Consider the following 20,370-nt stretch of genomic DNA (forward strand, 5'->3'; position numbering starts at 1 on the left):
CACCGACATGGCACCCCGGTGTCGGTTCTACCGATCACCTGGACCTTCATGACACCCCCGGCGTGGACACTTCGTCGTGACGTGTCTTAATGGGGGACTTTACGGTCTACATGCGCCCGCGTCAACAGTTGAGACATACGATCACCGTGTGCAGATAGCATCGGACTTTTAATCCGCGGGTCGTGGGTTCGAGCCCCACGGGGCCCACCGCACGACACCGTCAGGCAGCTTTCCCGGCTCTCCGGGCGTTCCTGGCGAGCACCAGCTGAACGATCCACTCGATCACGAGGTACGCCCAGCCGGCGAGCCAGAGGAAGCCGAAGATCAGGGCCAGGATCATCGAGAGGTCCTTGGCCTCCGGCGAGTCGGTCACGCCGAGCAGCACGGTCATGGCTGACTCCGAGCGCCCGTCATCGCCGCCGTCGATCAGGAAGAGGCCGACGCCGAGGATCCCCACCGAGGTGACCCACGCGGCCGTGATCGTGCGCCACGCTCCCCTCGCACGGCGCAGCACCCCGTTCGCGCGCAGCAGGCCGTTGGCGGCGACCACGATCTGGATGATGTACCCGGGCAGCAGCAGCCACCCGAACCAGATGGCGATGACCAGCATCCACCCCGGGTAGACGAGCTTGGCTGCGAGGCCGAGCAGCGGGAAAAGGATGAGGGCGAGGCCCGCGAGCACCGCGGGCGTTGCTGACACTCGCGAGTTCATGTGGAGATTGTCGCATGCAGGTCTCAGGCCGCCCGCCGACGCGTGTGGGAGGATTCCAAGGCGCTCCCCAGCAGCGGGGCGCACACCCCACGACCTCCGGGAGGACCGATGACCGCGATCGACGATGCTCTGAGCCGGATCGACGGATGGCCGGTCGACAACGTGTCAGCCGTTGTCGTCGCCGCCGACGGGTCGGTCGTCGGGTCGCGTGGCGACCTCGATCGCGTCTACCGCCTGGCATCCGTCACGAAGCCGCTCACCGCCTACGCGGCGCTCGTAGCCGTCGAGGAGGGCGTGTTCGACCTCGACGACCCCGCAGGGCCCGCGGGCTCGACCGTGCGGCACCTGCTCGCCCACACCTCCGGCCTCGACTTCTCGGATGACACGGTGCGCGCTGAGCCCGGCACCCGCCGCATCTACTCGAACCGCGGCTTCGAGGTGCTGGCTCAGACGCTCGAGGAGCGGGCTGAGATCCCCTTCGCGACGTATATCCACGAGGCCGTGTTCGCGCCGCTCGGCATGACGTCCACGAGGCTCAACGGGTCGGCCGGGGCCGGCGCCGAGTCGACCGCCGCCGATCTCGCCCGGTTCGCCGCCGAGCTGCAGCGTCCCGCGCTGCTGGCGCCGCAGACGGTGTCACTCGCCACGACGACGGCTTTCCCCGGCCTGTACGGCGTGCTGCCCGGCTATGGCGTGCAGCGCCCCAACGACTGGGGCCTGGGGTTCGAGCTGCGCGACGGCAAGTCGCCGCACTGGACGTCGACCGCGAACTCCCCCGCGACCTTCGGCCACTTCGGCCAGAGCGGCACCTTCCTGTGGGTCGACCCGCAGGCGCAGGCGGCATGCGTGGTGCTCGCCGATCGCGACTTCGGTCCGTGGGCGGCCGAGGCTTGGCCGCCGCTGTCGGATGCCGTGCTCGCGGCGCTCCGCGGCTGAGCAGGCGTCACACGCCGGCGGCGCCTCGCGCGCGGTGCCGGCGCACGGCATCCCTATTCGCGCACCGCACCGAGCAGTACCGCTGGCGTCCGTTTCTGGTGACGTCGACGACCACCCGCCTGCAGGGTGCCGCCTCGCAGCGCCCCAGCCGGTGCATCCCGCGCCCCGCGAGATGCAGAGCCGTCCCGACGCTGATCACCGCCTCGAGGACGACGGGCAGGGTCTGCACCGCGTCGCGGTAGTGCAGGTGCCAGCCCTCGCCGTCGTGGTCGGTCAGCTGCGGATACGCCGCCGCGGCGGCCATCTGCGCGTTGAGGATCGCGGCTCGATCGGCGTGCGTCTCGGCGTCGACGACCTCGAGCCACGCATCGACGACCGCGCGCACGCGTGCGTGGTCGTCGTCGCCTTCGTCGAAGGCCATCGTCATGCCGAAGTCCCTCGTGCGCTGCTCGATGCCGGCTCGGTCGGCCGGCCAGTCGTCGGCGAGAGATGCGGCCAGCAGCACTGCGTACTCTCCGTAAGGGTTGAGATGCATAAGAGCATTACATCATCGTGGAGACATGACCGCACCCCGCACGCTTCCGCTGCCGACGATCGCTCCCGTGCACGAGCACGGGTGGGTCACCGAATCCGCTCATCGCACGTCGGAGGGCGAGGTCGTGTACGTGCAGTGCGCCGCCTGCGGTATGCGACGGGTCGATCTGCGCGCACCGCACGACCTCCTCCCGACCGAGCTGACCCACCCGGTCAGCGCGGTACGTCGATGACCCGCTCCGCACCGGTATCGACCGCGGACACAGTTCCCGCCGACAGCGCGGAGACCTCGGCCTGAAGCCCCGCGACCGCGCCGGCTGGGGCCCACACCTCGAACTCCGCCGCGGCCCCGTACGAGGTCTCGCCCAGCACCGCCCCGCTGCGCGAGACCCAGTCGCGCAGCAGATTGTCGAACCGGCCGGCATCCGCATGATCCGCCGCGACACGCACCTGCTGCAGCACCCTGCGATCGACCAGCGCCGCGACATCGAGGGTCTCGGAGACAGCCGATGAGTACGCCCGCACCAGCCCGCCCGCACCGAGCTTGATCCCGCCGAACCAGCGGGTGACGACCGCGACGACATCGGTCAGCTCGCGTCGGCGCAGCACTTCGAGCATCGGCACCCCCGCCGTCCCCGACGGCTCGCCGTCATCCGACGACCGAGCCCGGTCACCGAGCAGGCCCGTCACCTGGGCGCTGCAATTGTGCCTGGCATCCCAGTGCCGTTTCTTCGCCGCGGCGATGACGGCATCCGCCTCTTCCGACGACGCCACCGGCGCGACCACCGTAAGAAACCGCGACTTGCGGATCACCAGCTCATGCTCGACCGGAGCCGCGATCGTCGCCGGCAGCAGACGGGACGGCACGGACATGCCTCCAGCGTATTCACCCCACGCGTATCACGCGCTCCCCGGCCTCGCCATCCCCTGCCGTGATGTGCCTCCCCGTCGCAGGGTGGAACCACCCCAACCCCCAGCGAAAGGACGCATCATGACGAGCATCTCCGGCAAGAAGGTCGCCTTCCTCGCAATGGACGGCTTCGAAGACAGCGAGCTGACCGAACCGTGGCGGGCCGTGAGCGAGGCCGGCGGCACCGCGACCATGGTGGCTCCCGATTCGGGCCGGATCACCGGCAAGAACGGCCACGAACAGGCAGTCGAGCTCACCTCTGACGCCGCATCGGCCGACGACTTCGACGCTCTGGTGCTGCCGGGTGGCGTGGTGAACGCCGACCATCTGCGCATGGACCGCGCCTCGATCGACCTCGCACGCGCCTTCTTCGAGCAGCACAAGCCCGTCGGCGTGATCTGCCACGGCGCCTGGATCCTCATCGAGGCGGGCGTCGTCGACGGGCGCACGCTCACCAGCTACCCCAGCCTCACGACCGATCTGCGCAACGCCGGAGCGAACTGGGTCGACGAAGAGGTCGTGGTCGACGCCGGCCTGGTCTCGAGCCGCACACCCGACGATCTGCCCGCGTTCTGCGCGAAGGTCGTCGAGGAGATCGCCGAGGGCGCGCACCGCGAGCAGCACGCCTGACCCCACGGGCGGCCGCGCTTCAGTTGCGCTTCAGGATCCAGCCGACAGACTGTGTGCATGCGGATCCTGCTCGTCGACGATGAAGTGCGCCTCGCCGACGGCATCCGGCGCGGGCTCGAGGCCGAGGGCATGGTCGTCGACGTCGCTCACAACGGCGTCGACGGCCTCGCCCGGGCTCACGACCACGATTACGACGCGATCGTGCTCGACGTCATGATGCCGGGCATGAGCGGCTACCGCGTCTGCCAGGCGCTGCGCACCGAGGGCGACTGGACGCCCGTTCTGTTCCTCACGGCGAAGGATGGCGAGTGGGACGAGGTCGAAGGCCTCGACACCGGCGCCGATGACTGGCTCACCAAGCCGTTCTCGTACCCCGTACTCGTCGCCCGCCTGCGCGCACTGGTCAGGCGCGGCGTCAGAGAGCGCCCCGCAGTGCTCGAAGCAGGCGACCTGCGGCTCGACCCCGCGGCTCGCCGCGTGTTCCGCGGCGACACCGAGGTCTCCCTCACTGCCCGAGAGCTGGCGGTGCTCGACTTCCTGCTTCGCCGCCGCGACGAGGTCGTCACCAAGGCCGAGATCATCGCCAACGTCTGGGGCGCCGACTTCGACGGCGACGCGAACATCGTCGAGGTGTACGTCGGCCATCTGCGCTCGAAGGTGGACCGCCCCTTCGGCAGGGAGAGCATCCAGACCGTGCGCGGAGCCGGCTATCGCCTGGTCGGGAGGGATGCCTGAGCATGACGTCGCCGCTGCGCTCCATCCGCTCGCGCCTGACGATCGGCGCGCTGCTGATCGTGGCCATCGCCCTGATCGCGGGATCGTTCGCCGCGGTGCAGGTGCTTCGCGCCACGCTGACCGACAGTGTCTCGGCCGCCGTGCAGCAGGACGTCGACACGATCTCATCGCAGCTCGATCGCGGTCCAGGACGGGTGGATGCCATCGACGACGACGTACTCGTGCGGCTGCAGGGTGCAGGTGATGATTCCGATGACGACCACGACGACGACGACGATCGACCGGCCCCCGCGCCCGCACCCGATCAGACCAATGACGAGGATGCCCGGGCTCTGCCCGCCCTGGATGACGGCGGCGTGCAGCGCATCGAGGTCGACGGAGAGCCGTACCTGGCCGCGAGCGAGCACACCGACCGCGGCACGCTGACGGTCGCACGGCCGCTCGCCGGCGTCGACGAGGCGGTATCCGCCTCGGCCGCGCTGCTGGCGGTCGCCGTGCCCCTCGTGCTCGGCCTCGTCGGGCTCGTCATGTGGGTCGTCGCGACACGAGCCCTCGCTCCTGTCGAGCGGCTGCGCAGGCAGGTGGATGCGATCGACGCCGCCGGGCTCGATCGGCGGGTGGATGCCGCACGAGACGACGAGCTGGGCGCGCTCGCGCACACCATGAACCGGATGCTGGATCGCCTGGAGCAGTCGCAGACCACTCAACGACGGTTCGTCAGCGACGCCTCGCACGAGCTGCGCTCGCCCCTGGCGACCATCCGTCAGCATGCGGAGCTCGCTGCCGCGCATCCCGAGGCGAGCTCGCTGCCCGTGCTCAGTCGCGTCGTTCTCGACGAGGGCGAGCGCATGCAGGAGCTCGTCGAGGGGCTGCTGCTGCTGGCCAGGCTCGATGAGGGCCGCGGTGCAGCCATGGCTCCGACGGACGTCGATGACATCGCCCTCGCCGAGGTGCACAGGCTGCGCGGCATGGGCATCGCCGTGGATGCTCGGGGCGTCGGCCCCGGCCGCGTCACCGGCAGCGCGTCCCTGCTCGCCAGGGCGGTGCGCAACCTCGCCGACAACGCCGCGCGCCATGCTCGTCAGCACGTGACCATCCGCGTCTTCGAGCGGGACGACCGCGTGGTCGTGCAGGTCGAGGACGACGGCTCGGGCATCCCCGCCGAGCAGCGGGAGCACATCTTCGACCGATTCGTCCGCCTGGACGAGGCGCGAGCGAGGGATGCCGGTGGGAGTGGTCTCGGGCTGGCGATCGTCCGTGAGATCGCACTCGCGCACGGCGGCACGGTCACGGCATCCGACGGCGCGTCGGGCGGCGCCCTCATGACGCTGTCGCTCCCGCGCGCAACCGAAGTCTGAAGACGTCTTCAGGTGGCTTCAGGAGCCCTTCACCCCCTGCGGAGCAGAGTGGAGACATGGACAACGACGAGAAGACCCCCGCCCCCTCCGACGACCGCGACCGCCGGGACGCCGCAGCGCAGGCCGCCGGCACGCAGGCTGAGAGCGCGGGCGCCGAGACTCCTACCGAGCGTCTCGATGACGCATCCGCTCCCACCGCCGCGTCAGCCGCACCCGCGACAGATGCAGGCCGTCGCAGCCGGCGCACCCGCAACACCCTGATCGGCGTGGGCGCCGGCGTCGCCCTGCTCGCCTTCGGTGGCGGCGCGTTCGCGATCGGCAATGCCGTGGGCGACGATGACGACGACGACCGCCCCGGAATGCACGCTCCGGCCGCACCCGGCGGCGACGACCGCGGCGGACAGCCGGGCCACGCCGAATCGGACGACGACCGCGGCGACGACCGCCACGGAGACGACAGCGCCGGCGCATCCGCGCCCGCCGACGCAGCGGCGCTGCGCGCGGCGGCGGAGGCGGCGATCGCACACGCATCGGCCGAGGGCATCACCTCGATCGAGATCGAGCGCGGCGGCTACGACATCGACACCCGGCTCGCCGACGGCACCGAGCAGGACCTCTTCGTGACGCCCGAGGGCACGGTGCGCGAGCGCGGGAACGACGACGTCGACGACGATGACGATGACCCGCTGATCGATCTGGCGCAGCTCGGCGACATCCTCGCCGCCGCGCAGGCGGCCGCCACCGATTCCGGGGCCGCCGAGACGGCCTTCCACTCGCTGTCGACCAGCAGCTCCGCGGCCGTCTACGAGGTCGAGCTGCGCACGGGGGTCCGCGGCGACGCCGAGGTCGAACTCGACGCCGACCTGGGCGTCGTGCGCGTCGACATCGACGACTGATCGGGAGCGCTCAGGGCCGGGGCCGACGTCGTCGGCGCCGGCCCTTCTGCGTTCGCGGACGCGGTCAGGCAGGTGCGGTCAGCTGCACGAGTCTGCGCACCGTGTTGCGGTTGCGACCGGTGGCCGGCGTGCCGAGAGCGCGATCCAGCACGGGGCGGGTCAGCTTGGTGCTCGCGACGCCGCCCTGACCGTAGTCGATCCACAGTTCGCGGCCGACGAGGGCGATGCGCTCGCCCGGCTGCAGACGGGGCGTGAGCTGCTCCACCGCACCGGGCGCCGGGTCCGCTTCGAGGAACATCGCGTGGACCATCTTGTCCAGCGCCGCATCAGGGAACGGGTCGGCGTGCTCGGCCCGGGCCAGCTCAGCGTGCGTGCGGGCGATCACCGGGGTGTCGACGCCGAACTCGTCGGCGATGAGGGCTCGCACGCCCGCGCGCGCCGCCTCGAGGTCTTCCGGGGTATCGCAGATGACGTTCCCGCTGGCGATGTACGTCGACACGTTCTGCAGCCCGCTGCGCGCGGTCAGCAGAGCCCGGAGCTCGGCCATGGGCACACGGTTCGCGCCCGAGACGTTGACCGCGCGGAGCAGCAGCGCGCAGCGGTCGCTCATCGGAGGGAGGTGCCCAGCTCGGCGCCTGCGTGCGCAAGCTCGGCCAGTGCCGCCTCGCTCGGCCCCGGCGCGACGCCGGCGACGAGATCGGTGAGGATCCGCACGCGGATGCCGTGATCGATCGCGTCGAGAGCCGAGGCGCGCACGCAGTGGTCGGTCGCGATGCCGACGACGTCGGCCTCGGTCACGCCGTGGGCGGCGAGCACCTCGGCCGTGCGCTCACCGCTCTCGGTGACCCCCTCGAACATCGAGTAGGCAGGGATGCCCTGCCCCTTGCGCACGTGGTGAGTGATCGCCGCCGTGTCGAGCAGCGGGTCGTAGTCGGCACCGCTCGTGCCTGCCACGCAGTGCACGGGCCAGGTGTCGACGTAATCGGGCTGCTCCGAGATGTGTCCGCCGTTGTCGCTGTCGCTGTCGTGCCAGTCGCGTGACGCGAGGATGACCCCGTAGTCCGCAGCATGCTCCGCGAGAAGCGCCGACACGCCCGACGCGACGGCATCGCCGCCCGAGACGGCGAGCGCACCGCCCTCGGTGAAGTCGTTCTGCACGTCGACGATGAGAAGAGCCCTGGTCATGCCATCGAGCGTACGCGTCGCACGTGCCTGCGTGGAGGGCATCCGCCGCCTGCCGCAGCTGCGCATTTGACTTGCCACGGCCTGTTGCTACCGTGAGGAGAGCGGGCCGGACAGCTCGCAGCGCTGCCGCACAGTTTCCGAATGCGCGCCGCACGACGGCCACGGGCCGCCGCGCGGACGCGCCGCGACGGATCGCCTGCGTCGTGGGCAGCGCCCGCTCTCTCCGGCTCGCACGAAGGGCTCAGCCCTTCGTCGCATGCGCGCGTCACCTCCGCGGCGAGAGGGACGTCTGCGCGCGTGCCTGCCGAGACAAGGAACCACATGCCGGCCAGTGCCCGCAAGACTCCCCCATCCCCCGCCCGCTTCTCCGCAGGCCCTCTCAAGGCCACGCTCCCCTCCCGTTAGCGCTCTCTCGTCCCGTCCTCCGGCAATGCCGCCGGCCCATCGACAAGAGAGTGAAACGTGGAAAATCTGCAAACCCTCGCAGGCCCCGTCGTGGTCCTGCTCATGCTGCTGTTCTTCGGCGGCAGTCTGTACATGTCGCTGCGCATCCGCAAGCGCACCGAGAACGCCGACGGCTATATGACCGGTGGCGGCCGCATCGGCTTCGGCATCTCAGCCGCATCGATGACCGCCACCTGGATCTGGGCATCGTCGATGTACGCCTCCGCCACCTCGGGGTACACCTACGGGATCTCGGGCCCCATCCACTACGGACTGTGGGGCGCGCTGATGATCCTGCTGATCTACCCCTTCGGCAGGCGCATCCGCCAGGTGGCGCCGAAGGCCCACACGATCGCCGAGGTCATGTTCGCGCGTCACGGGCGCTCCAGCCAGCTGATGCTCGCCGGCTCCAACGTGCTCGGCAGCATCATCAGCCTGACGTCGAACCTGATCGCCGGCGGCGCCCTCATCTCGATGCTCTCGCCCTTCACGTTCAGCCAGGGAATCGTGGCGATCGGCGCCGGGGTGCTGCTGTACACGCTGTGGTCGGGCTTCCGCGCATCGGTGCTCACCGACTTCGCGCAGGTATGCGCGATGCTCGGCGCGGTCATCGTCATCATCCCGGTGATCTTCTTCGCTGCGGGCGGCCCGAGCCTCTTCGAGACGGGTGCCGCGAACGTGACGCCGGAGCAGGCAGACTTCTTCTCGTCGGACGCGTTCTTCAATCAGGGCGCGCCGTACATCGCCGCCGTGCTGGCCTACGCGATCGGCAACCAGACCATCGCACAGCGCCTGTTCGCCGTGCGTGAGGATCTGATCAAGAAGACCTTCGTGACGGCGACCTTCGGATACGGCGCCACGATCATCGGCGTCGGCATGCTGGGGGTCATCGCGCTGTACGCGGGCATCACCCCGGTGGGCGGTGACGTGAACAACCTGATTCCGCAGATGGCGGCGACCTACCTGTCGCCGCTTCTGCTGTGCGTGTTCTTCGTGATGATCATCGGCTCACTCTCGTCGACGGCCGACGCCGACCTCACAGCGCTGTCGTCGATCGTGATGGCCGACATCTACGGTCAGAACATCGCGGGCAAGAAGGGGGCGAACCCGCGCACCATGGTGCTGGTCGGCCGGATCACCATGATCGTCGCGATGGTCGCGGGACTGTACTTCGCGGGCAGCCAGTTCAACATCCTCGACCTGCTGGTCTTCGTGGGAGCGCTCTGGGGTGCGCTGGTCTTCCCGGTGATCGCGAGCTTCTACTGGAAGCGGGTGACCAACCTCGCCTTCTCGGTGTCTGTGATCGTCGCCCTCGCCGCGTTCCTGCCGGTGCGCTTCGAGTGGATCGACCTGAGCGGACCGGTCGGCATCGTGTCCGATGTGCTGGCGACGCTGGGGATCGGCGTGGTGCTGGGACTCATGGCATTCGGCTTCTTCGGCACGCGGATCGCACTGATCGTCGGAACCGTCGCGACGCTGGCATCCGCGCCGTTCGCGATCGGCTTCCTGCACACCTATCCGGTGCTGTCGGGTTCGCTGATCGCCTATGCCGTATCGACCATCGTCTGCGTCGCCCTGACGTTGCCGAGCAAGAAGGACGACTTCGACTTCGACGTCATCCGTCAGCGCACCGGCGACTTCGATCCCGCGCCGGACACGGCGTTCGATCCCGATGCAGAGCTCGCCGAGCTGGCTGATGCCGACGAGCCGACTGGACGCTGAGAGGAGGAGCAGAGCATGGACCTGTCGACAATCGCACTGACCGCGTATGTCCTGGTGTGGCCGGTGATCGTGGCGGTAACGCTCACAGTCATCGTGCGCGCCTTCGTCGCAGAGGCGAGGAAGGCCAAGGCGGAGGGCCGCACGATCATCTGATCCCAGCCGCCTGGCACGAAGAAGGGCCCGGGATGACATCATCCCGGGCCCTGTCGGAGCCACCTGTCAGGATCGAACTGACGGCCTTCCCATTACGAGTGGGATGCTCTACCACTGAGCTAAGGTGGCGTGCGCAGCGGACTGCGGCACAAGCAATGATCCTACTACGACGATCGGGCGTGCGCGAAACCGAGCAGCCACCGCAGGCGGATCACTCGCAGCGCAGCCCGTCGTCGGGCACAGTGCCGTCGATGAGGAAGTCCTCGACGGCCGAGTCGACGCAGCTGCTGCCCTTGTTGTAGCCCGTGTGACCCTCGCCCACCCGGGTGACAAGCACTCCGTTCTCGAGCTGCTCGGCGAGCGACTCGGACCACTCATACGGGGTCGCCGGGTCGTTGGTCGTGCCGACCACGACGATAGGGCCCGACCCAGCTGCCGTGATGAGCTCGCGCACGCCGACCGGTTCGTACGGCCAGACCTCGCAGGGGTCCGGCCCCTGCCAGTAGGGGGCGAACGTCGGAGCGAGCTTCTCGATCTTCGCCATCGCCGCGTCTTCGGCGACCGGGTCGTCTTCTACCGGATAGTCCATGCAGTTGTACGCCCGGAACGCCTGCGACGAGTTGTCGGCGTAGGTGCCATCGGGCTCGCGCCCGTTGTAGCTGTCGGCGAGCGCGAACATGCCCGAGGGGTCGCCCTGCAGTGCCGCGGTGAGTCCCTGTGTCAGATACGACCAGCTCTGCTCGCTGTACATAGCGGTGATCACGCCGGTGATCATCGTGTCGACCGTCAGCATCCGCCCGTCGCCGTTCTCGAGCGGGGTGCGCGCGACCGCGGCCAGCAGCGCCTGGAAGTCGGCGGTGGCCTCATCGACCGAGCCGTTGAACGGGCAGTCGGCCCCGGCGACGCAGTCGCTGAGGTAGGCCCGCAGTGCCGACTCGAATCCGACCGCCTGGGTCGTGCCGACATCGAGTCCGGGCACTGCAGGGTCGATCGCGCCGTCGAGCACGAGTCGCTGAGCGCGCTCGGGGAACAGCTTGGCGTACGTGGCACCGAGGAACGTGCCGTACGAGTACCCGAGGTAGTTCAGCGTCTTGTCGCCGAGCACGCCGCGGATCAGATCCATGTCGCGCGCGGAGTTGACCGTCGTGATGTGCGGCAGCAGTCCATCGCTGTTGGCCTCGCACGCGTCGGCATACTGCTTGTTGCGTGCCGTGAGCTCGTCTTCCCATTCCGGGGTGCCACGCGGAGCGTCGACCACGCCGTAGTTGTACTCGTCCATCTGCTCGTCGTCGAGGCAGGTGACGGCGCTCGAGCGGCCCACTCCGCGCGGATCGAAGCCGATCACGTCGAATCGCTCGATGAGGTCCGCGCCGACCGCGTACTCGAGGCTGTCGGCGACGAAGTCGTACCCGCTCGATCCTGGTCCGCCGGGGTTGATCAGCAGCGATCCCTGGAACTCGCCGCTCGCCTGGTGACGCACGATCTCGAGTGTGAGATCGCCCGCGTCGAGGTCATCCCAGTCGCGCGGAGCGGTGATCTCCGCGCAGTCGAAGCGCGACCCGCAGGCCTCCCAGCTGATCTTCTGCGAGTAGTACGGCAGCAGGTCGGCCGAGACGCCGGTGGTGTCAGGCTCGCGGGTGATCGATGTGGGCGCGTCGGGGATCTGCGAGTAGAGGCAGCCCGAGAGCATGACGGATGCGGCGGCGAGAGCGGCCAGCGCCGCAGCGGCTCTGCGCACGGGACGCGCGGCCCTCGGCAGGCGGAGGGGTCGGAGGTTCACGGGGTCCTTCCGCTGGAGACGGTCACGAGGAGACTCTCGACGGCGAGCAGCGGAGCGACATTGCGCTCCAGGGATTCGCGGGTGTCGGCGAGGGCATCGAGCACGGTGATGGTGCGCTCGACCGGCCACGCCTCGGCGACCCGGTCGAGCTCATCGCGCAGCTCGCGGTTGATGAGCTCGTCGCCGCGGCCGAACTGCAGCATGACGACGTCTCGGTACAGCGACTGCAGATCGGTGAGCACCCGGTCGATGCCGTCGCGCAGGCTGCGCGTCGCGCGCTTGCGCTGATCGTCTTCGAGAGCACTGATCTGCGATCGCAGCGCCGGCGGCACGGCCTGGCCCTCGGCGATTCCGACGGTGCGCAGCAGGGCCGCGCGCTCGGCGGCATCGCGCTCGGCGGTGAGCGATTTCGCGTCATCGGTGGCGGCCTGGATGATCGTGCCCGCCACCTCGACGGCTGTGCTCACTCCGCGCACGCCGAGCACTGCGCGCAGCGTCTCGTCGCGCCGTCGGCGTGCCTCGTCGTCGGTCGCCAGGCGCTGAGCCATGCCGATGTGCCGCTGCGCGTGGCGCGCGGCCTGCTCGGCGACCGCGGTGTCGGCCCCGGTGCGGGCGGCGATCAGTCGCGCCACATCGTCGACATCGGGCTCGCGCAGGCGCAGGGCGCGCACTCTCGAGCGGATCGTGGGCAGCAGGTCTGCCTCGCTGGGGGCGCAGAGCACCCACACCGTCTTCTCCGGCGGCTCTTCGAGGGCCTTGAGCAGCACGTTCGAGGTGCGCTCGACCATGCGGTCGGCGTCTTCGACCACGATCACCCGATACCGGCCGGCCGACGGCGCGAAGTACGACCGCTCGACCAGCGCACGCGCCTCGGCGATGGTGATGATGACCTTGTCGGTGCGCAGCGCCGTGACGTCGGGGTGAGTGCGCGCGAGCACCTGACGCATCGTCGCCTCGTCGCCCGCCCCCTCGGCGATCAGTGCCGCGGCGAAGGCGTACGCGAGCGTCGAGCGGCCAGACCCGGGCGGGCCCGTGATCAGCCACGCGTGAGAGAGCGATGCCGGATCGGCTGCTGCCTGGCGGAGGGTCTGCACGGCGGCATCCTGACCCCACACGTCCGTCCACGGGAACGGCGCGGTCGCGAGGGCTGTCATGCCCTCAAGCCTAACTGCGGCGTCGACATCGGCCGGCCCGCCTGCGGGGTCAGACGAGCACCGACATGCGCGCCCGGATCAGCACGGCGATGTCGTCGGGATCGAGCGACGCGTCGATGACGAGGAATCTCTTCGGCTCGGCTGCGGCCAGCGCCAGGTAGGCGCCGCGCACGCGGGCGTGGAACTCCTCCTTCTCGGCCTCCAGCCTGTCGAACGGCTTGTCGTCGGCATCGAGCCGACGGCGAGCGGTCGAGGGGTCGAGGTCGAGCAGGACGCTCAGGTCGGGCAGCGCCCCGTCGGTCGCCCACATCGACAGGTCGCGCACCTCGGTCGCATCCAGCACGCGACCGGCTCCCTGGTACGCGACCGACGAGTCGAGGTAGCGGTCCTGGATGACGACGTCGCCGCGGGCGAGCGCCGGGCGCACGACCGTGGCGACGTGGTGCGCACGATCAGCCGCATACAGCAGCGCTTCGGCCCGCGGCGCGATGTCGCCACGATGGTGCAGCACGATGTCGCGGATGAGCTGGCCGACCTCGGAGCCGCCTGGTTCACGGGTGCGCAGCACCGTGCGGCCGCGCTGCTGCATCCACTCGGCGAGCAGGCCGGCCTGGGTGGTCTTGCCCGAGCCGTCGCCGCCCTCCAGGGTGATCCACAGGCCGGATCTCTCCGAGGTCACGAGCCTGCCTTCGCCGCGCGTGCTGCGTCGGCCTTCGCGATCGCGTTCGCCTTGCGCGTGGCTGCCGCCTTTTTCGCCGCCTCAGAACGAGCGGCCGCCTTCTCGGCATCCGACGTCGGCGCCGCCTTCTTCGCCGAAGCCTTCTTGGCTGGCGCCTTCTTGGCAGCGGTCTTCTTCGCCGGAGCCTTCTTCGCCGGAGCCTTCTTCGCGCCGCGCTTCGGAGCCGGGCCCTTGGCGCGCTTGTCGGCGAGCATCTGCACGGCGATCTCGAACGTGACGTCGTCAGGCGTCTGACCGCGCGGGATGGTCACGTTCGTCTCGCCGTCGGTGACGTAGGCCCCGAAGCGGCCGTCCCGGATGCGGATCGGCTTGCCGCTGACCGGGTCGGCCTCGAACTCCTTGAGAGCGCTGGATGCCTTGCGCCCGCCGTACTTCGGCTGCGCGTACAGTTCGAGCGCCTTCTCGAGGGTGACGTCGAAGATCTGCGATTCGCTCTCGAGCGAGCGCGAGTCGGTGCCCTTCTTCAGATACGGGCCGAAGCGACCGTTCTGAGCGGTGATCTCCTCGCCCGTCGCCGGGTCGGTGCCGACGACGCGCGGCAGGCTGAGCAGCTGCAGCGCGGTGTCGAGGTCGATGGTGTCGACCGACATCGAGCGGAAGAGCGAGGCGGTGCGCGGCTTGGGCGCCGCCTCCTTCTTCGCCTTCTTCTTGGGCTTCTCGACGACCTCGCCCGTCGTCTCGTCGACCGCGTCGTCATCCGACACCGGATCGTTCTCCTGCACGTACGGACCGAAACGACCGTCCTTGACGACGATGATCTTGCCGTTCTCGGGGTTCTCGCCCAGAACACGGTCACCGGCGACGGGCGCGTCGATGAGTTCGCGCGCCTTCTCAGCGGTGAGCTCGTCGGGGGCGAGGTCTTCGGGCACGTTCACGATGCGCGGCTTCGCCTCGGGGTTCGCCGGGTCGACGACCTCGAGGTAGGGGCCGTACTTGCCGAAGCGCAGAGTGGCGTCGTCGGTGATCGGAGTCGAGTTCAGCGCGCGCGCGTCGATCTCGCCGAGGTTGTCGACGACCTGCCGCAGGCCCACCTGCTTCTCGGAGCCGTAGTAGAAGGACTTCAGCCATTCGACGCGCTTCTGCTCGCCGCGCGCGATCGCATCGAGGTCGTCTTCGAGTGCCGCGGTGAAGTCGTAGTCGATCAGGTCGGCGAAGTGCTGCTCGAGCAGTCGCACGACGCTGAAGGCCAGCCAGGTGGGCACGAGCGCCTGCCCGCGCTTGGTCGCGTACCCGCGGTCGATGACCGTGCCGATGATGCTGGCGAAGGTCGATGGACGGCCGATGCCGTGCTCTTCGAGAGCTTTCACCAGCGAGGCCTCGGTGTAACGCGGCTTGGGGGTCGTGCGGTGGCCCTTGGCCACCGACTCGCTCATCGCCAGCTCATCGCCGACGGCGACGGCGGGCAGCGACTGCTCGGCCGAACTGTCCTGTGCGTTGCGCTTCTCGTCGCGGCCTTCCTCGTACGCCTCGAGGAAGCCCTTGAAGGTGTAGACGGTTCCGGATGCGGTGAACTCGACGCGCTTGCCTGCGGCCTGGGCCTCGAGCGTGACCGTGGTGGTCTCGTACTTGGCATCCGACATCTGGCTGGCGACGGTGCGCTTCCAGATCAGGTCGTACAGGCGCAGCTCTTCGCGGTCGAGACCGGACGAGACGGACGCCGGGGTGCGGAAGGTCTCGCCGGAGGGGCGGATGGCCTCGTGCGCCTCCTGCGCGTTCTTGCTCTTCGACTTGTACACGCGGGGCTTCAGCGGCACTGCCGAATCGCCGTACAGGGCGACGGCCTGGCTGCGTGCGGCCTGGATCGCCTGCGTGCTCAGCGCGACCGAGTCGGTGCGCATATAAGTGATGTACCCCTTCTCGTAGAGCCGCTGGGCGACGCTCATCGCCTGCTTGGCGCTCATCGAGAGCTTGCGTCCGGCCTCCTGCTGCAGCGTGGAGGTGGTGAACGGGGCATAGGGGCTGCGCGTGCCCGGCTTGGCCTCGACCTTGGTGACGGTCGCGGTGCCTGCCGCGTCCACCGCGGTCGCGAGCGTCTCGGCGTCGGCCTCTGACAGCACGACGACGGCCTTCTTGAGCTTGCCTGCGTCGTCGAAGTCGGTTCCGCGCGCCAGCTGGCCGCCGTCGACGCGAACGAGACGCACGCCGAATGCGGCGCCGGCCGACGACGCCTGCGACTCGACATCCCAGTACTCGGCTGAGACGAACGCCATGCGCTCGCGCTCGCGTTCGACGACCATGCGGGTGGCGGCGGACTGGACGCGACCCGCTGAGAGGCCGGACTTGACCTTGTACCAGAGCACGGGCGAGACGTCCCAGCCGTAGAGCCGGTCGAGGATGCGGCGGGTCTCCTGAGCGTCGACGAGTGCGAGGTCGAGCTCTCGGGTGTTGCCGACGGCGGCCTGGATCGCGTCCTTCGTGATCTCGTGGAAGACCATGCGCTTGACCGGGACCTTCGGCTTGAGGGTCTCGAGCAGGTGCCACGCGATGGCTTCGCCCTCGCGGTCTTCGTCTGTGGCGAGCAGCACTTCGTCGGCGCTCTTGAGCGCACGGCGAAGCTCGGCGACCGTCTTGGTCTTGCGATCGGACACCACGTAGTAGGGGTCGAAGTCATTTTCGACGTCGATGGAGTACTTGCCGTACGCCTTCTTGTCGTCGGCGGGGATGTCCTTCTTATCGGCGAGGTCGCGGATATGACCGACCGAGCTGAGCACCTGGTACCCGTCGCCGAGGTATCCCTGGATCGACCGCATCTTCGTCGGGGACTCGACGATGACGAGCTTCTTGCCTTCTGCCAAGGGGCGTCCTTTCTTCGAAGCACACCATACACACCGCCATCCAGGCGTGTGCCGAGAGATCCGCAGACGGGTTGGCTGCGAAAGACGCGCAGGGCGGTGCGAGGGGTGTCGCGCGTCTACCTGTTCGGGGGTCCCGCTCGGGCGCGGGCGACGGCGACCAGTCCAGAGTACGCCGATCTGACCTCGACCGTCGCCGTGAGGCCGTCGAGATCGCAGACCCCCAGCTCTGATCCGGCTGCGCGGGCCACCAGGGCAGCCGACGCGCAGGCGTCCACTTCTGCGCGGATCGCACCTGATGCGACGTCCGCGGCGGCCAGCGCCGCGGCGTCGGCCGCTCCCGCGGCACGCTGCGCGGTGACGACTCCTGCGGCGAGCGCGGTTCCGCTCATCCCAGCCCTCCCTTCTCTCCGCCTGCTCTTTGTCGCAGTGACTCCTCGCGGCCCTCACAGTCCGCCGGCTGGTGCGCAGCTGGATGCGCGCAACGGCACCGAGATCAGTCGTCCGATCCGCATCTCGAGTGATGCGGTCACGCACACGAGGTCGCCGGATGTCGTGGTTGCCGATGACGCGCCGTCAACCGCCTCGCGGACCACTCCGGCTGCCGGAGCCTGGCTCTCGCCTCGCCCGAGCAGGCGGGCCGAGTCGGCTGCGCCCGTCGGACAAGGCCGGTGAGGATGCCCCTCACCTCATCTGAGCGCATGATGGCCACCAGCAGCCCCGCCAAGGCCACAGCGGTCACTATCGTGAGAACTAGGCGTATATCAGTCTCGATATGCTCGGGCCATGGACCCGACTGCCCTCGCCGTACTCTCTATCTTCGGCGGTGCCGCCCTGACCGCGCTCGCTGGCTTCATCGGAGCGTGGCTGCAGGGTCGTCGAGAGCACTCCCGCTGGCTGCGCGAGCAGCGGTATGAGGCGTTCACCCGCGCCATCGATCTGGTCAGCAACCTGCGCGGGATCGCCCAGGAGGTTGCTGAGCTGACATCTGAGATCAAGGACGGCCTGTCCGAGCCGGAGCTGGCGGACGCGACCGCGCGTCTAGTCGATCGCGTCGAGCGTCTCGACGTGCTCAACGATGAGGCTGCCGAACGCATGGCTCCGCTCGTGCTGCTCGGCCCGGATGCTGTCTCCGATGGGTACGTCGCGCTCATTGGCGCAATGAATCCGCCCGGTGCCATGGATGACGATCGAGTCAACGCCGCCGAGTCTGCCCTGACGATCGCGATGCGGGCAGCTCTCGGAGTCAAGGCCTGATTCGCCTGGCAGATCTCAGCGCCGGAATCGCCAAAAGCGCCGTCTCCGCTGCCGACGTGCGACGACCGCGGCTCCGCCCAGCTTCTCGATCTCGGCGCGCCGCTGTAGCTCGGCTTCGTCCAGCTCTGACGGGTCGACTTCCTCGCCGCCGGGGCGCACCGCTCCCGAGACGACGCCGTCGTACATCGTCTGCCAGAAGTCGACCACCTGCTGCTGGATACCTTTCGGGGACCGCTCGCCCCGGTACCAGGCGGCTACCTGCGCCGTCGTCGCCGAGACCAGCGAGTGATTGGCCGTCGACGTCGCTTTCGTCCCGTCGGCATGGGCGTGCATTAACGCGATCTCGAGCGCACCGGCGATCTCACCCTCACCCTTCCCCAGCAGGTAACCGAGTCGGGATGTCTGAGCGACCGCCTTCTCGCGGGTATCCCACCACTCTCGTTCCGATGCGTCGCGGTTGAGCCGGAGCATCTTCATCAGGAGAGCGTCGACCTTCGCCAGGATCTCGCCGATCTCCTGGTGCGTCTCGTCCCGCCGCTTCGCTCGGCGATCGAGGCGGTCTTTAGCCAGCGGCCCGAACACACCACCGGCCAGCGTCCCGGCGACGCCGATGAGCGCAACTATCACGACGTCGGTCATACGGCCAGGTTAGCGGCTCGACGTCACCACATATGTGGACCACCGTCGCCTCATACGTGGAGGCCTCACATATTATCTCTGACCTGGCGTTTTTCGACCCAACCGTCCGCTCAGGCTTCGCTAGTCTTTAGGCGGTCAGCATCACACCCCCATCGCCACCGATAGGTCGCCATCGTCCGATTCCGGGGGTTCCCGAAGGGAACCTGGAATGAGACGAAATGGAATCTCGACCCCGCGTCGCGACCAGCCACTACGGCGCTGCTGTCCGATACCACGGGCCTGAGTCGCCCGAGGCGGTGGATGCCCGCCGGATCTCGCTGCGGCGAAGATCCGGGCCTCGATCGGCCCGGCTCTCGCCGCCTCCGGCGCGCCACTGAAGCCCGAGCACGCCGCGCAGCTCGCGGCCCGCCTGCAGGGCGACGCACGATGAACGCCGCGCCTGCTGCTGCACCCGTCGACGACGGCACGCTCGACCGCCTGGTCGCCGCAGCTTCAGCGCTGTCGTCGGCTACCCGCGCCCGCCTCGCGGCGCTGCCCGCCGCGAGCAAGGGGGCAAAACGGTGAGTGCAAAGGAAAGCCGCCCCGACGTCACCGGGGCGGCTAGCGAGAATCGTTTCGACGGCTCCTCTGCTGCTGTCCATCTTCTCACGGGCGGGGGACATTCGTTCCTGGTGCACTACCTGTCGCAGTTCGCCGACGCCCGCCGCACGCTGCGTGGTCAGCTCGTCTGCGTCCGGTTCTCCGGGTCTGGGCTCGCCGCTGGCCTGTGCGACGTCACCGGTCGCGTGCAGGCCACCGACCGCACCGGCCTGCTGCTCGTCGCGCCCGGTCACGCGATGCTCGACGGCTCCGAGTTCGTGTCGCTGATCCCGTGGGTTCAGATCGAGCAGGTTGTCGTCAGCCGGGCCGATGATGTTTTCCCCGAGGAGGTCGCATCATGAGCGGCAAGCGCAAGAAGCGCCCCTACGCCGATGCGGTCGCAAGCTACGTCTCGCGGGCCTGGCCTTCGGTGATTCCCGTCATCGGCAAGGGCGGCACGGGCGAGCTCCCGACCAGCTGCACCGGTCACGACGGCACCGTCTCGCGCGCCGACCGCGACGCCTGGGCCGCCTCCAAAAAGTGGGGTGGCGAGAACGTGGCGATCTGGCATGAGCTGACTCTGGCGTTCGACGAGGACACGGCCACCGTCGACGATCTCCGCGCACTGCTGGAGGCCGAGCGCGGCGAGCCTCTGCCCGACCTCGCACCCACCTGGTCGTCAACGGCGCGCGGGAAGGACTCGCCTCGGCGTCAGCGCTTCTATCGGCTGCCGGGTGCGGTCCCGAAGGGTATGCGGATCCGGTCCGGGCCTCTTGCCGGGACGGAGATCCCGTGGCGCGGTCACCGCTATTCGGTCGTCTCCCCGAGCGTGCATCCGGTCTCGGGGGAAGGCTTACCGCTGGTACTCGCCGACCGGTGAGCGCTGCGACGCTCCTGCCGTCTCCGACCTCCCGCCGCTGCCGATCGAGTGGTTCGAGGCGCTGCTGGAGCCGCGCGAGGATCGCTCCTCCGCGCGCTCCGTGGACTTGGACGAATGGCGCGATCGAGGTCGCACCAAGCCGACCAAGCGCGTGCGCGCCGCGGTACGGTCCGTGCCGACCTCGGGCGTCGACAACAACGCTCTGATGTCCATCATCGGCGCTATCGAAGACATAGCGTATCCGGGGCTCGCAGTGGGTGCTCCCGGAGAGCATGGGTGGGTAGCGCTACGCTGGGCATGCGGGGTCGTGAGCCCCGCGGCCCCGGGGGGACCGT

At 69.2% G+C, this 20,370-nt stretch carries 23 protein-coding genes, 1 tRNA gene and 1 pseudogene; 12 read left to right on the forward strand and 13 right to left on the reverse strand.

Features of this window, described 5'->3' with window-relative positions:
• Positions 1-220: 220 nt before the first annotated feature.
• Entirely contained in the window at positions 221-712 is a 492-nt protein-coding gene (locus tag JOE67_RS04505) for a hypothetical protein (protein WP_204974342.1), read from the reverse strand.
• Between the two features lie 108 nt (positions 713-820).
• Between JOE67_RS04505 and JOE67_RS04510 the strand changes: the two genes are divergently transcribed.
• A complete protein-coding gene (locus JOE67_RS04510; RefSeq protein ID WP_204974343.1) occupies positions 821-1,648 on the forward strand; it encodes a serine hydrolase domain-containing protein in 828 nt (275 codons plus the stop codon).
• 7 nt (positions 1,649-1,655) lie between these two features.
• Here the strand turns inward: JOE67_RS04510 and JOE67_RS04515 are convergent, their stop codons facing one another.
• Positions 1,656-2,183 (reverse strand): CGNR zinc finger domain-containing protein, encoded by a 528-nt coding sequence (locus JOE67_RS04515; RefSeq protein WP_204974344.1) that lies wholly within the window; start codon positions 2,181-2,183, stop codon positions 1,656-1,658.
• Positions 2,184-2,208: 25 nt separating this feature from the next.
• Between JOE67_RS04515 and JOE67_RS04520 the strand changes: the two genes are divergently transcribed.
• A complete protein-coding gene (locus tag JOE67_RS04520; RefSeq protein ID WP_204974345.1) occupies positions 2,209-2,415 on the forward strand; it encodes a hypothetical protein in 207 nt (68 codons plus the stop codon).
• Here the strand turns inward: JOE67_RS04520 and JOE67_RS04525 are convergent.
• Positions 2,396-3,055, reverse strand: coding sequence for an IMPACT family protein (locus tag JOE67_RS04525; RefSeq protein WP_204974346.1), 660 nt, complete (start codon positions 3,053-3,055; stop codon positions 2,396-2,398). The two genes, JOE67_RS04520 and JOE67_RS04525, sit on opposite strands and share 20 nt — an antisense overlap.
• Before the next feature lie 118 nt (positions 3,056-3,173).
• On the opposite strand from JOE67_RS04525, the gene JOE67_RS04530 reads away from it, so the two are divergent.
• From JOE67_RS04530 to JOE67_RS04545, 4 genes are read left to right on the forward strand one after another with little or no spacing between them, the layout of a single operon-like run.
• A complete protein-coding gene (locus JOE67_RS04530; RefSeq protein ID WP_204974347.1) occupies positions 3,174-3,722 on the forward strand; it encodes a type 1 glutamine amidotransferase domain-containing protein in 549 nt (182 codons plus the stop codon).
• A gap of 57 nt (positions 3,723-3,779) precedes the next feature.
• A complete protein-coding gene (locus tag JOE67_RS04535; RefSeq protein WP_204974348.1) occupies positions 3,780-4,457 on the forward strand; it encodes a response regulator transcription factor in 678 nt (225 codons plus the stop codon).
• A 2-nt stretch (positions 4,458-4,459) separates the two neighbouring features.
• Complete coding sequence (locus JOE67_RS04540) at positions 4,460-5,815, forward strand: sensor histidine kinase (protein ID WP_239527989.1); 1,356 nt, start codon at positions 4,460-4,462, stop codon at positions 5,813-5,815.
• 56 nt (positions 5,816-5,871) lie between these two features.
• The gene (locus JOE67_RS04545) at positions 5,872-6,711 is read left to right on the forward strand and encodes a hypothetical protein (protein ID WP_204974349.1); all 840 of its coding nucleotides are present in this window, start codon (positions 5,872-5,874) and stop codon (positions 6,709-6,711) included.
• A 64-nt stretch (positions 6,712-6,775) separates the two neighbouring features.
• Here JOE67_RS04545 and JOE67_RS04550 read toward each other — a convergent pair whose 3' ends face one another.
• Together JOE67_RS04550 and JOE67_RS04555 are read right to left on the reverse strand one after the other, a co-directional pair.
• Positions 6,776-7,321 (reverse strand): DUF1697 domain-containing protein, encoded by a 546-nt coding sequence (locus JOE67_RS04550; RefSeq protein ID WP_204974350.1) that lies wholly within the window; start codon positions 7,319-7,321, stop codon positions 6,776-6,778.
• On the reverse strand, positions 7,318-7,896 hold the full coding sequence (locus JOE67_RS04555) for an isochorismatase family protein (RefSeq protein WP_204974351.1): 579 nt from the start codon (positions 7,894-7,896) through the stop codon (positions 7,318-7,320). The genes JOE67_RS04550 and JOE67_RS04555 overlap by 4 nt, the downstream gene beginning before the upstream one ends.
• 507 nt (positions 7,897-8,403) lie before the next feature.
• Here JOE67_RS04555 and JOE67_RS04560 point away from each other — a divergent pair.
• Positions 8,404-10,062, forward strand: coding sequence for a sodium:solute symporter family protein (locus JOE67_RS04560; RefSeq protein ID WP_204976676.1), 1,659 nt, complete (start codon positions 8,404-8,406; stop codon positions 10,060-10,062).
• 15 nt (positions 10,063-10,077) lie between these two features.
• On the forward strand, positions 10,078-10,215 hold the full coding sequence (locus JOE67_RS04565; protein WP_204974352.1) for a putative transporter small subunit: 138 nt from the start codon (positions 10,078-10,080) through the stop codon (positions 10,213-10,215).
• A gap of 57 nt (positions 10,216-10,272) precedes the next feature.
• Here JOE67_RS04565 and JOE67_RS04570 read toward each other — a convergent pair.
• The 7 genes and pseudogenes from JOE67_RS04570 to JOE67_RS15470 all read right to left on the reverse strand — a co-directional run.
• A tRNA-Thr gene (locus JOE67_RS04570) sits at positions 10,273-10,344 on the reverse strand.
• 82 nt (positions 10,345-10,426) lie between these two features.
• Positions 10,427-11,905 (reverse strand): alpha/beta hydrolase, encoded by a 1,479-nt coding sequence (locus JOE67_RS04575; protein WP_204976678.1) that lies wholly within the window; start codon positions 11,903-11,905, stop codon positions 10,427-10,429.
• Positions 11,906-11,991: 86 nt separating this feature from the next.
• Positions 11,992-13,149 (reverse strand): DNA polymerase III subunit delta', encoded by a 1,158-nt coding sequence (locus tag JOE67_RS04580; protein ID WP_204974353.1) that lies wholly within the window; start codon positions 13,147-13,149, stop codon positions 11,992-11,994.
• 49 nt (positions 13,150-13,198) lie between these two features.
• On the reverse strand, positions 13,199-13,828 hold the full coding sequence (gene tmk, locus JOE67_RS04585; protein ID WP_204974354.1) for a dTMP kinase: 630 nt from the start codon (positions 13,826-13,828) through the stop codon (positions 13,199-13,201).
• Positions 13,825-16,683: a type I DNA topoisomerase gene (gene topA, locus JOE67_RS04590; protein WP_204974355.1), complete on the reverse strand. Its 2,859-nt coding sequence runs from the start codon at positions 16,681-16,683 to the stop codon at positions 13,825-13,827. Before topA ends, tmk begins: the two co-directional genes overlap by 4 nt.
• 116 nt (positions 16,684-16,799) lie before the next feature.
• Entirely contained in the window at positions 16,800-17,072 is a 273-nt protein-coding gene (locus JOE67_RS04595; RefSeq protein WP_204974356.1) for a helicase, read from the reverse strand.
• A 260-nt stretch (positions 17,073-17,332) separates the two neighbouring features.
• Positions 17,333-17,419, reverse strand: a pseudogene (locus JOE67_RS15470) (DUF4244 domain-containing protein); the annotation flags it as partial.
• A gap of 47 nt (positions 17,420-17,466) precedes the next feature.
• On the opposite strand from JOE67_RS15470, the gene JOE67_RS04605 reads away from it, so the two are divergent.
• On the forward strand, positions 17,467-17,937 hold the full coding sequence (locus JOE67_RS04605; RefSeq protein WP_204974357.1) for a hypothetical protein: 471 nt from the start codon (positions 17,467-17,469) through the stop codon (positions 17,935-17,937).
• A gap of 15 nt (positions 17,938-17,952) precedes the next feature.
• Here JOE67_RS04605 and JOE67_RS04610 read toward each other — a convergent pair whose 3' ends face one another.
• On the reverse strand, positions 17,953-18,576 hold the full coding sequence (locus JOE67_RS04610) for a hypothetical protein (protein WP_204974358.1): 624 nt from the start codon (positions 18,574-18,576) through the stop codon (positions 17,953-17,955).
• A 426-nt stretch (positions 18,577-19,002) separates the two neighbouring features.
• Between JOE67_RS04610 and JOE67_RS04615 the strand changes: the two genes are divergently transcribed.
• From JOE67_RS04615 to JOE67_RS04625, 3 genes are read left to right on the forward strand one after another with little or no spacing between them, the layout of a single operon-like run.
• Positions 19,003-19,140 (forward strand): hypothetical protein, encoded by a 138-nt coding sequence (locus tag JOE67_RS04615; protein ID WP_204974359.1) that lies wholly within the window; start codon positions 19,003-19,005, stop codon positions 19,138-19,140.
• Complete coding sequence (locus JOE67_RS04620) at positions 19,137-19,517, forward strand: hypothetical protein (protein ID WP_204974360.1); 381 nt, start codon at positions 19,137-19,139, stop codon at positions 19,515-19,517. The genes JOE67_RS04615 and JOE67_RS04620 overlap by 4 nt, the downstream gene beginning before the upstream one ends.
• Positions 19,514-20,035 (forward strand): bifunctional DNA primase/polymerase, encoded by a 522-nt coding sequence (locus JOE67_RS04625; RefSeq protein ID WP_204974361.1) that lies wholly within the window; start codon positions 19,514-19,516, stop codon positions 20,033-20,035. The genes JOE67_RS04620 and JOE67_RS04625 overlap by 4 nt, the downstream gene beginning before the upstream one ends.
• Positions 20,036-20,370 lie beyond the last annotated feature (335 nt).

The organism is Microbacterium esteraromaticum (assembly GCF_016907315.1).
GTDB lineage: Bacteria > Actinomycetota > Actinomycetes > Actinomycetales > Microbacteriaceae > Microbacterium > Microbacterium esteraromaticum.

Coding starts and splice junctions, on each gene's coding strand:
- JOE67_RS04580 (WP_204974353.1), bottom strand. CDS start 13,149: ATGACAGCCCTCGCGACCGCGCCGTTCCCGTGGACGGACGTGTGGGGT.
- JOE67_RS04530 (WP_204974347.1), top strand. CDS start 3,174: ATGACGAGCATCTCCGGCAAGAAGGTCGCCTTCCTCGCAATGGACGGC.
- JOE67_RS04505 (WP_204974342.1), bottom strand. CDS start 712: ATGAACTCGCGAGTGTCAGCAACGCCCGCGGTGCTCGCGGGCCTCGCC.
- JOE67_RS04550 (WP_204974350.1), bottom strand. CDS start 7,321: ATGAGCGACCGCTGCGCGCTGCTGCTCCGCGCGGTCAACGTCTCGGGC.
- JOE67_RS04545 (WP_204974349.1), top strand. CDS start 5,872: ATGGACAACGACGAGAAGACCCCCGCCCCCTCCGACGACCGCGACCGC.
- JOE67_RS04510 (WP_204974343.1), top strand. CDS start 821: ATGACCGCGATCGACGATGCTCTGAGCCGGATCGACGGATGGCCGGTC.
- JOE67_RS04610 (WP_204974358.1), bottom strand. CDS start 18,576: ATGACCGACGTCGTGATAGTTGCGCTCATCGGCGTCGCCGGGACGCTG.
- JOE67_RS04565 (WP_204974352.1), top strand. CDS start 10,078: ATGGACCTGTCGACAATCGCACTGACCGCGTATGTCCTGGTGTGGCCG.
- JOE67_RS04625 (WP_204974361.1), top strand. CDS start 19,514: ATGAGCGGCAAGCGCAAGAAGCGCCCCTACGCCGATGCGGTCGCAAGC.
- JOE67_RS04535 (WP_204974348.1), top strand. CDS start 3,780: ATGCGGATCCTGCTCGTCGACGATGAAGTGCGCCTCGCCGACGGCATC.
- JOE67_RS04560 (WP_204976676.1), top strand. CDS start 8,404: ATGCTGCTGTTCTTCGGCGGCAGTCTGTACATGTCGCTGCGCATCCGC.
- JOE67_RS04605 (WP_204974357.1), top strand. CDS start 17,467: ATGGACCCGACTGCCCTCGCCGTACTCTCTATCTTCGGCGGTGCCGCC.
- JOE67_RS04515 (WP_204974344.1), bottom strand. CDS start 2,183: ATGCATCTCAACCCTTACGGAGAGTACGCAGTGCTGCTGGCCGCATCT.
- JOE67_RS04555 (WP_204974351.1), bottom strand. CDS start 7,896: ATGACCAGGGCTCTTCTCATCGTCGACGTGCAGAACGACTTCACCGAG.
- JOE67_RS04575 (WP_204976678.1), bottom strand. CDS start 11,905: ATGCTCTCGGGCTGCCTCTACTCGCAGATCCCCGACGCGCCCACATCG.
- JOE67_RS04595 (WP_204974356.1), bottom strand. CDS start 17,072: ATGAGCGGAACCGCGCTCGCCGCAGGAGTCGTCACCGCGCAGCGTGCC.
- JOE67_RS04525 (WP_204974346.1), bottom strand. CDS start 3,055: ATGTCCGTGCCGTCCCGTCTGCTGCCGGCGACGATCGCGGCTCCGGTC.
- JOE67_RS04540 (WP_239527989.1), top strand. CDS start 4,460: ATGACGTCGCCGCTGCGCTCCATCCGCTCGCGCCTGACGATCGGCGCG.
- JOE67_RS04615 (WP_204974359.1), top strand. CDS start 19,003: ATGAACGCCGCGCCTGCTGCTGCACCCGTCGACGACGGCACGCTCGAC.
- JOE67_RS04520 (WP_204974345.1), top strand. CDS start 2,209: ATGACCGCACCCCGCACGCTTCCGCTGCCGACGATCGCTCCCGTGCAC.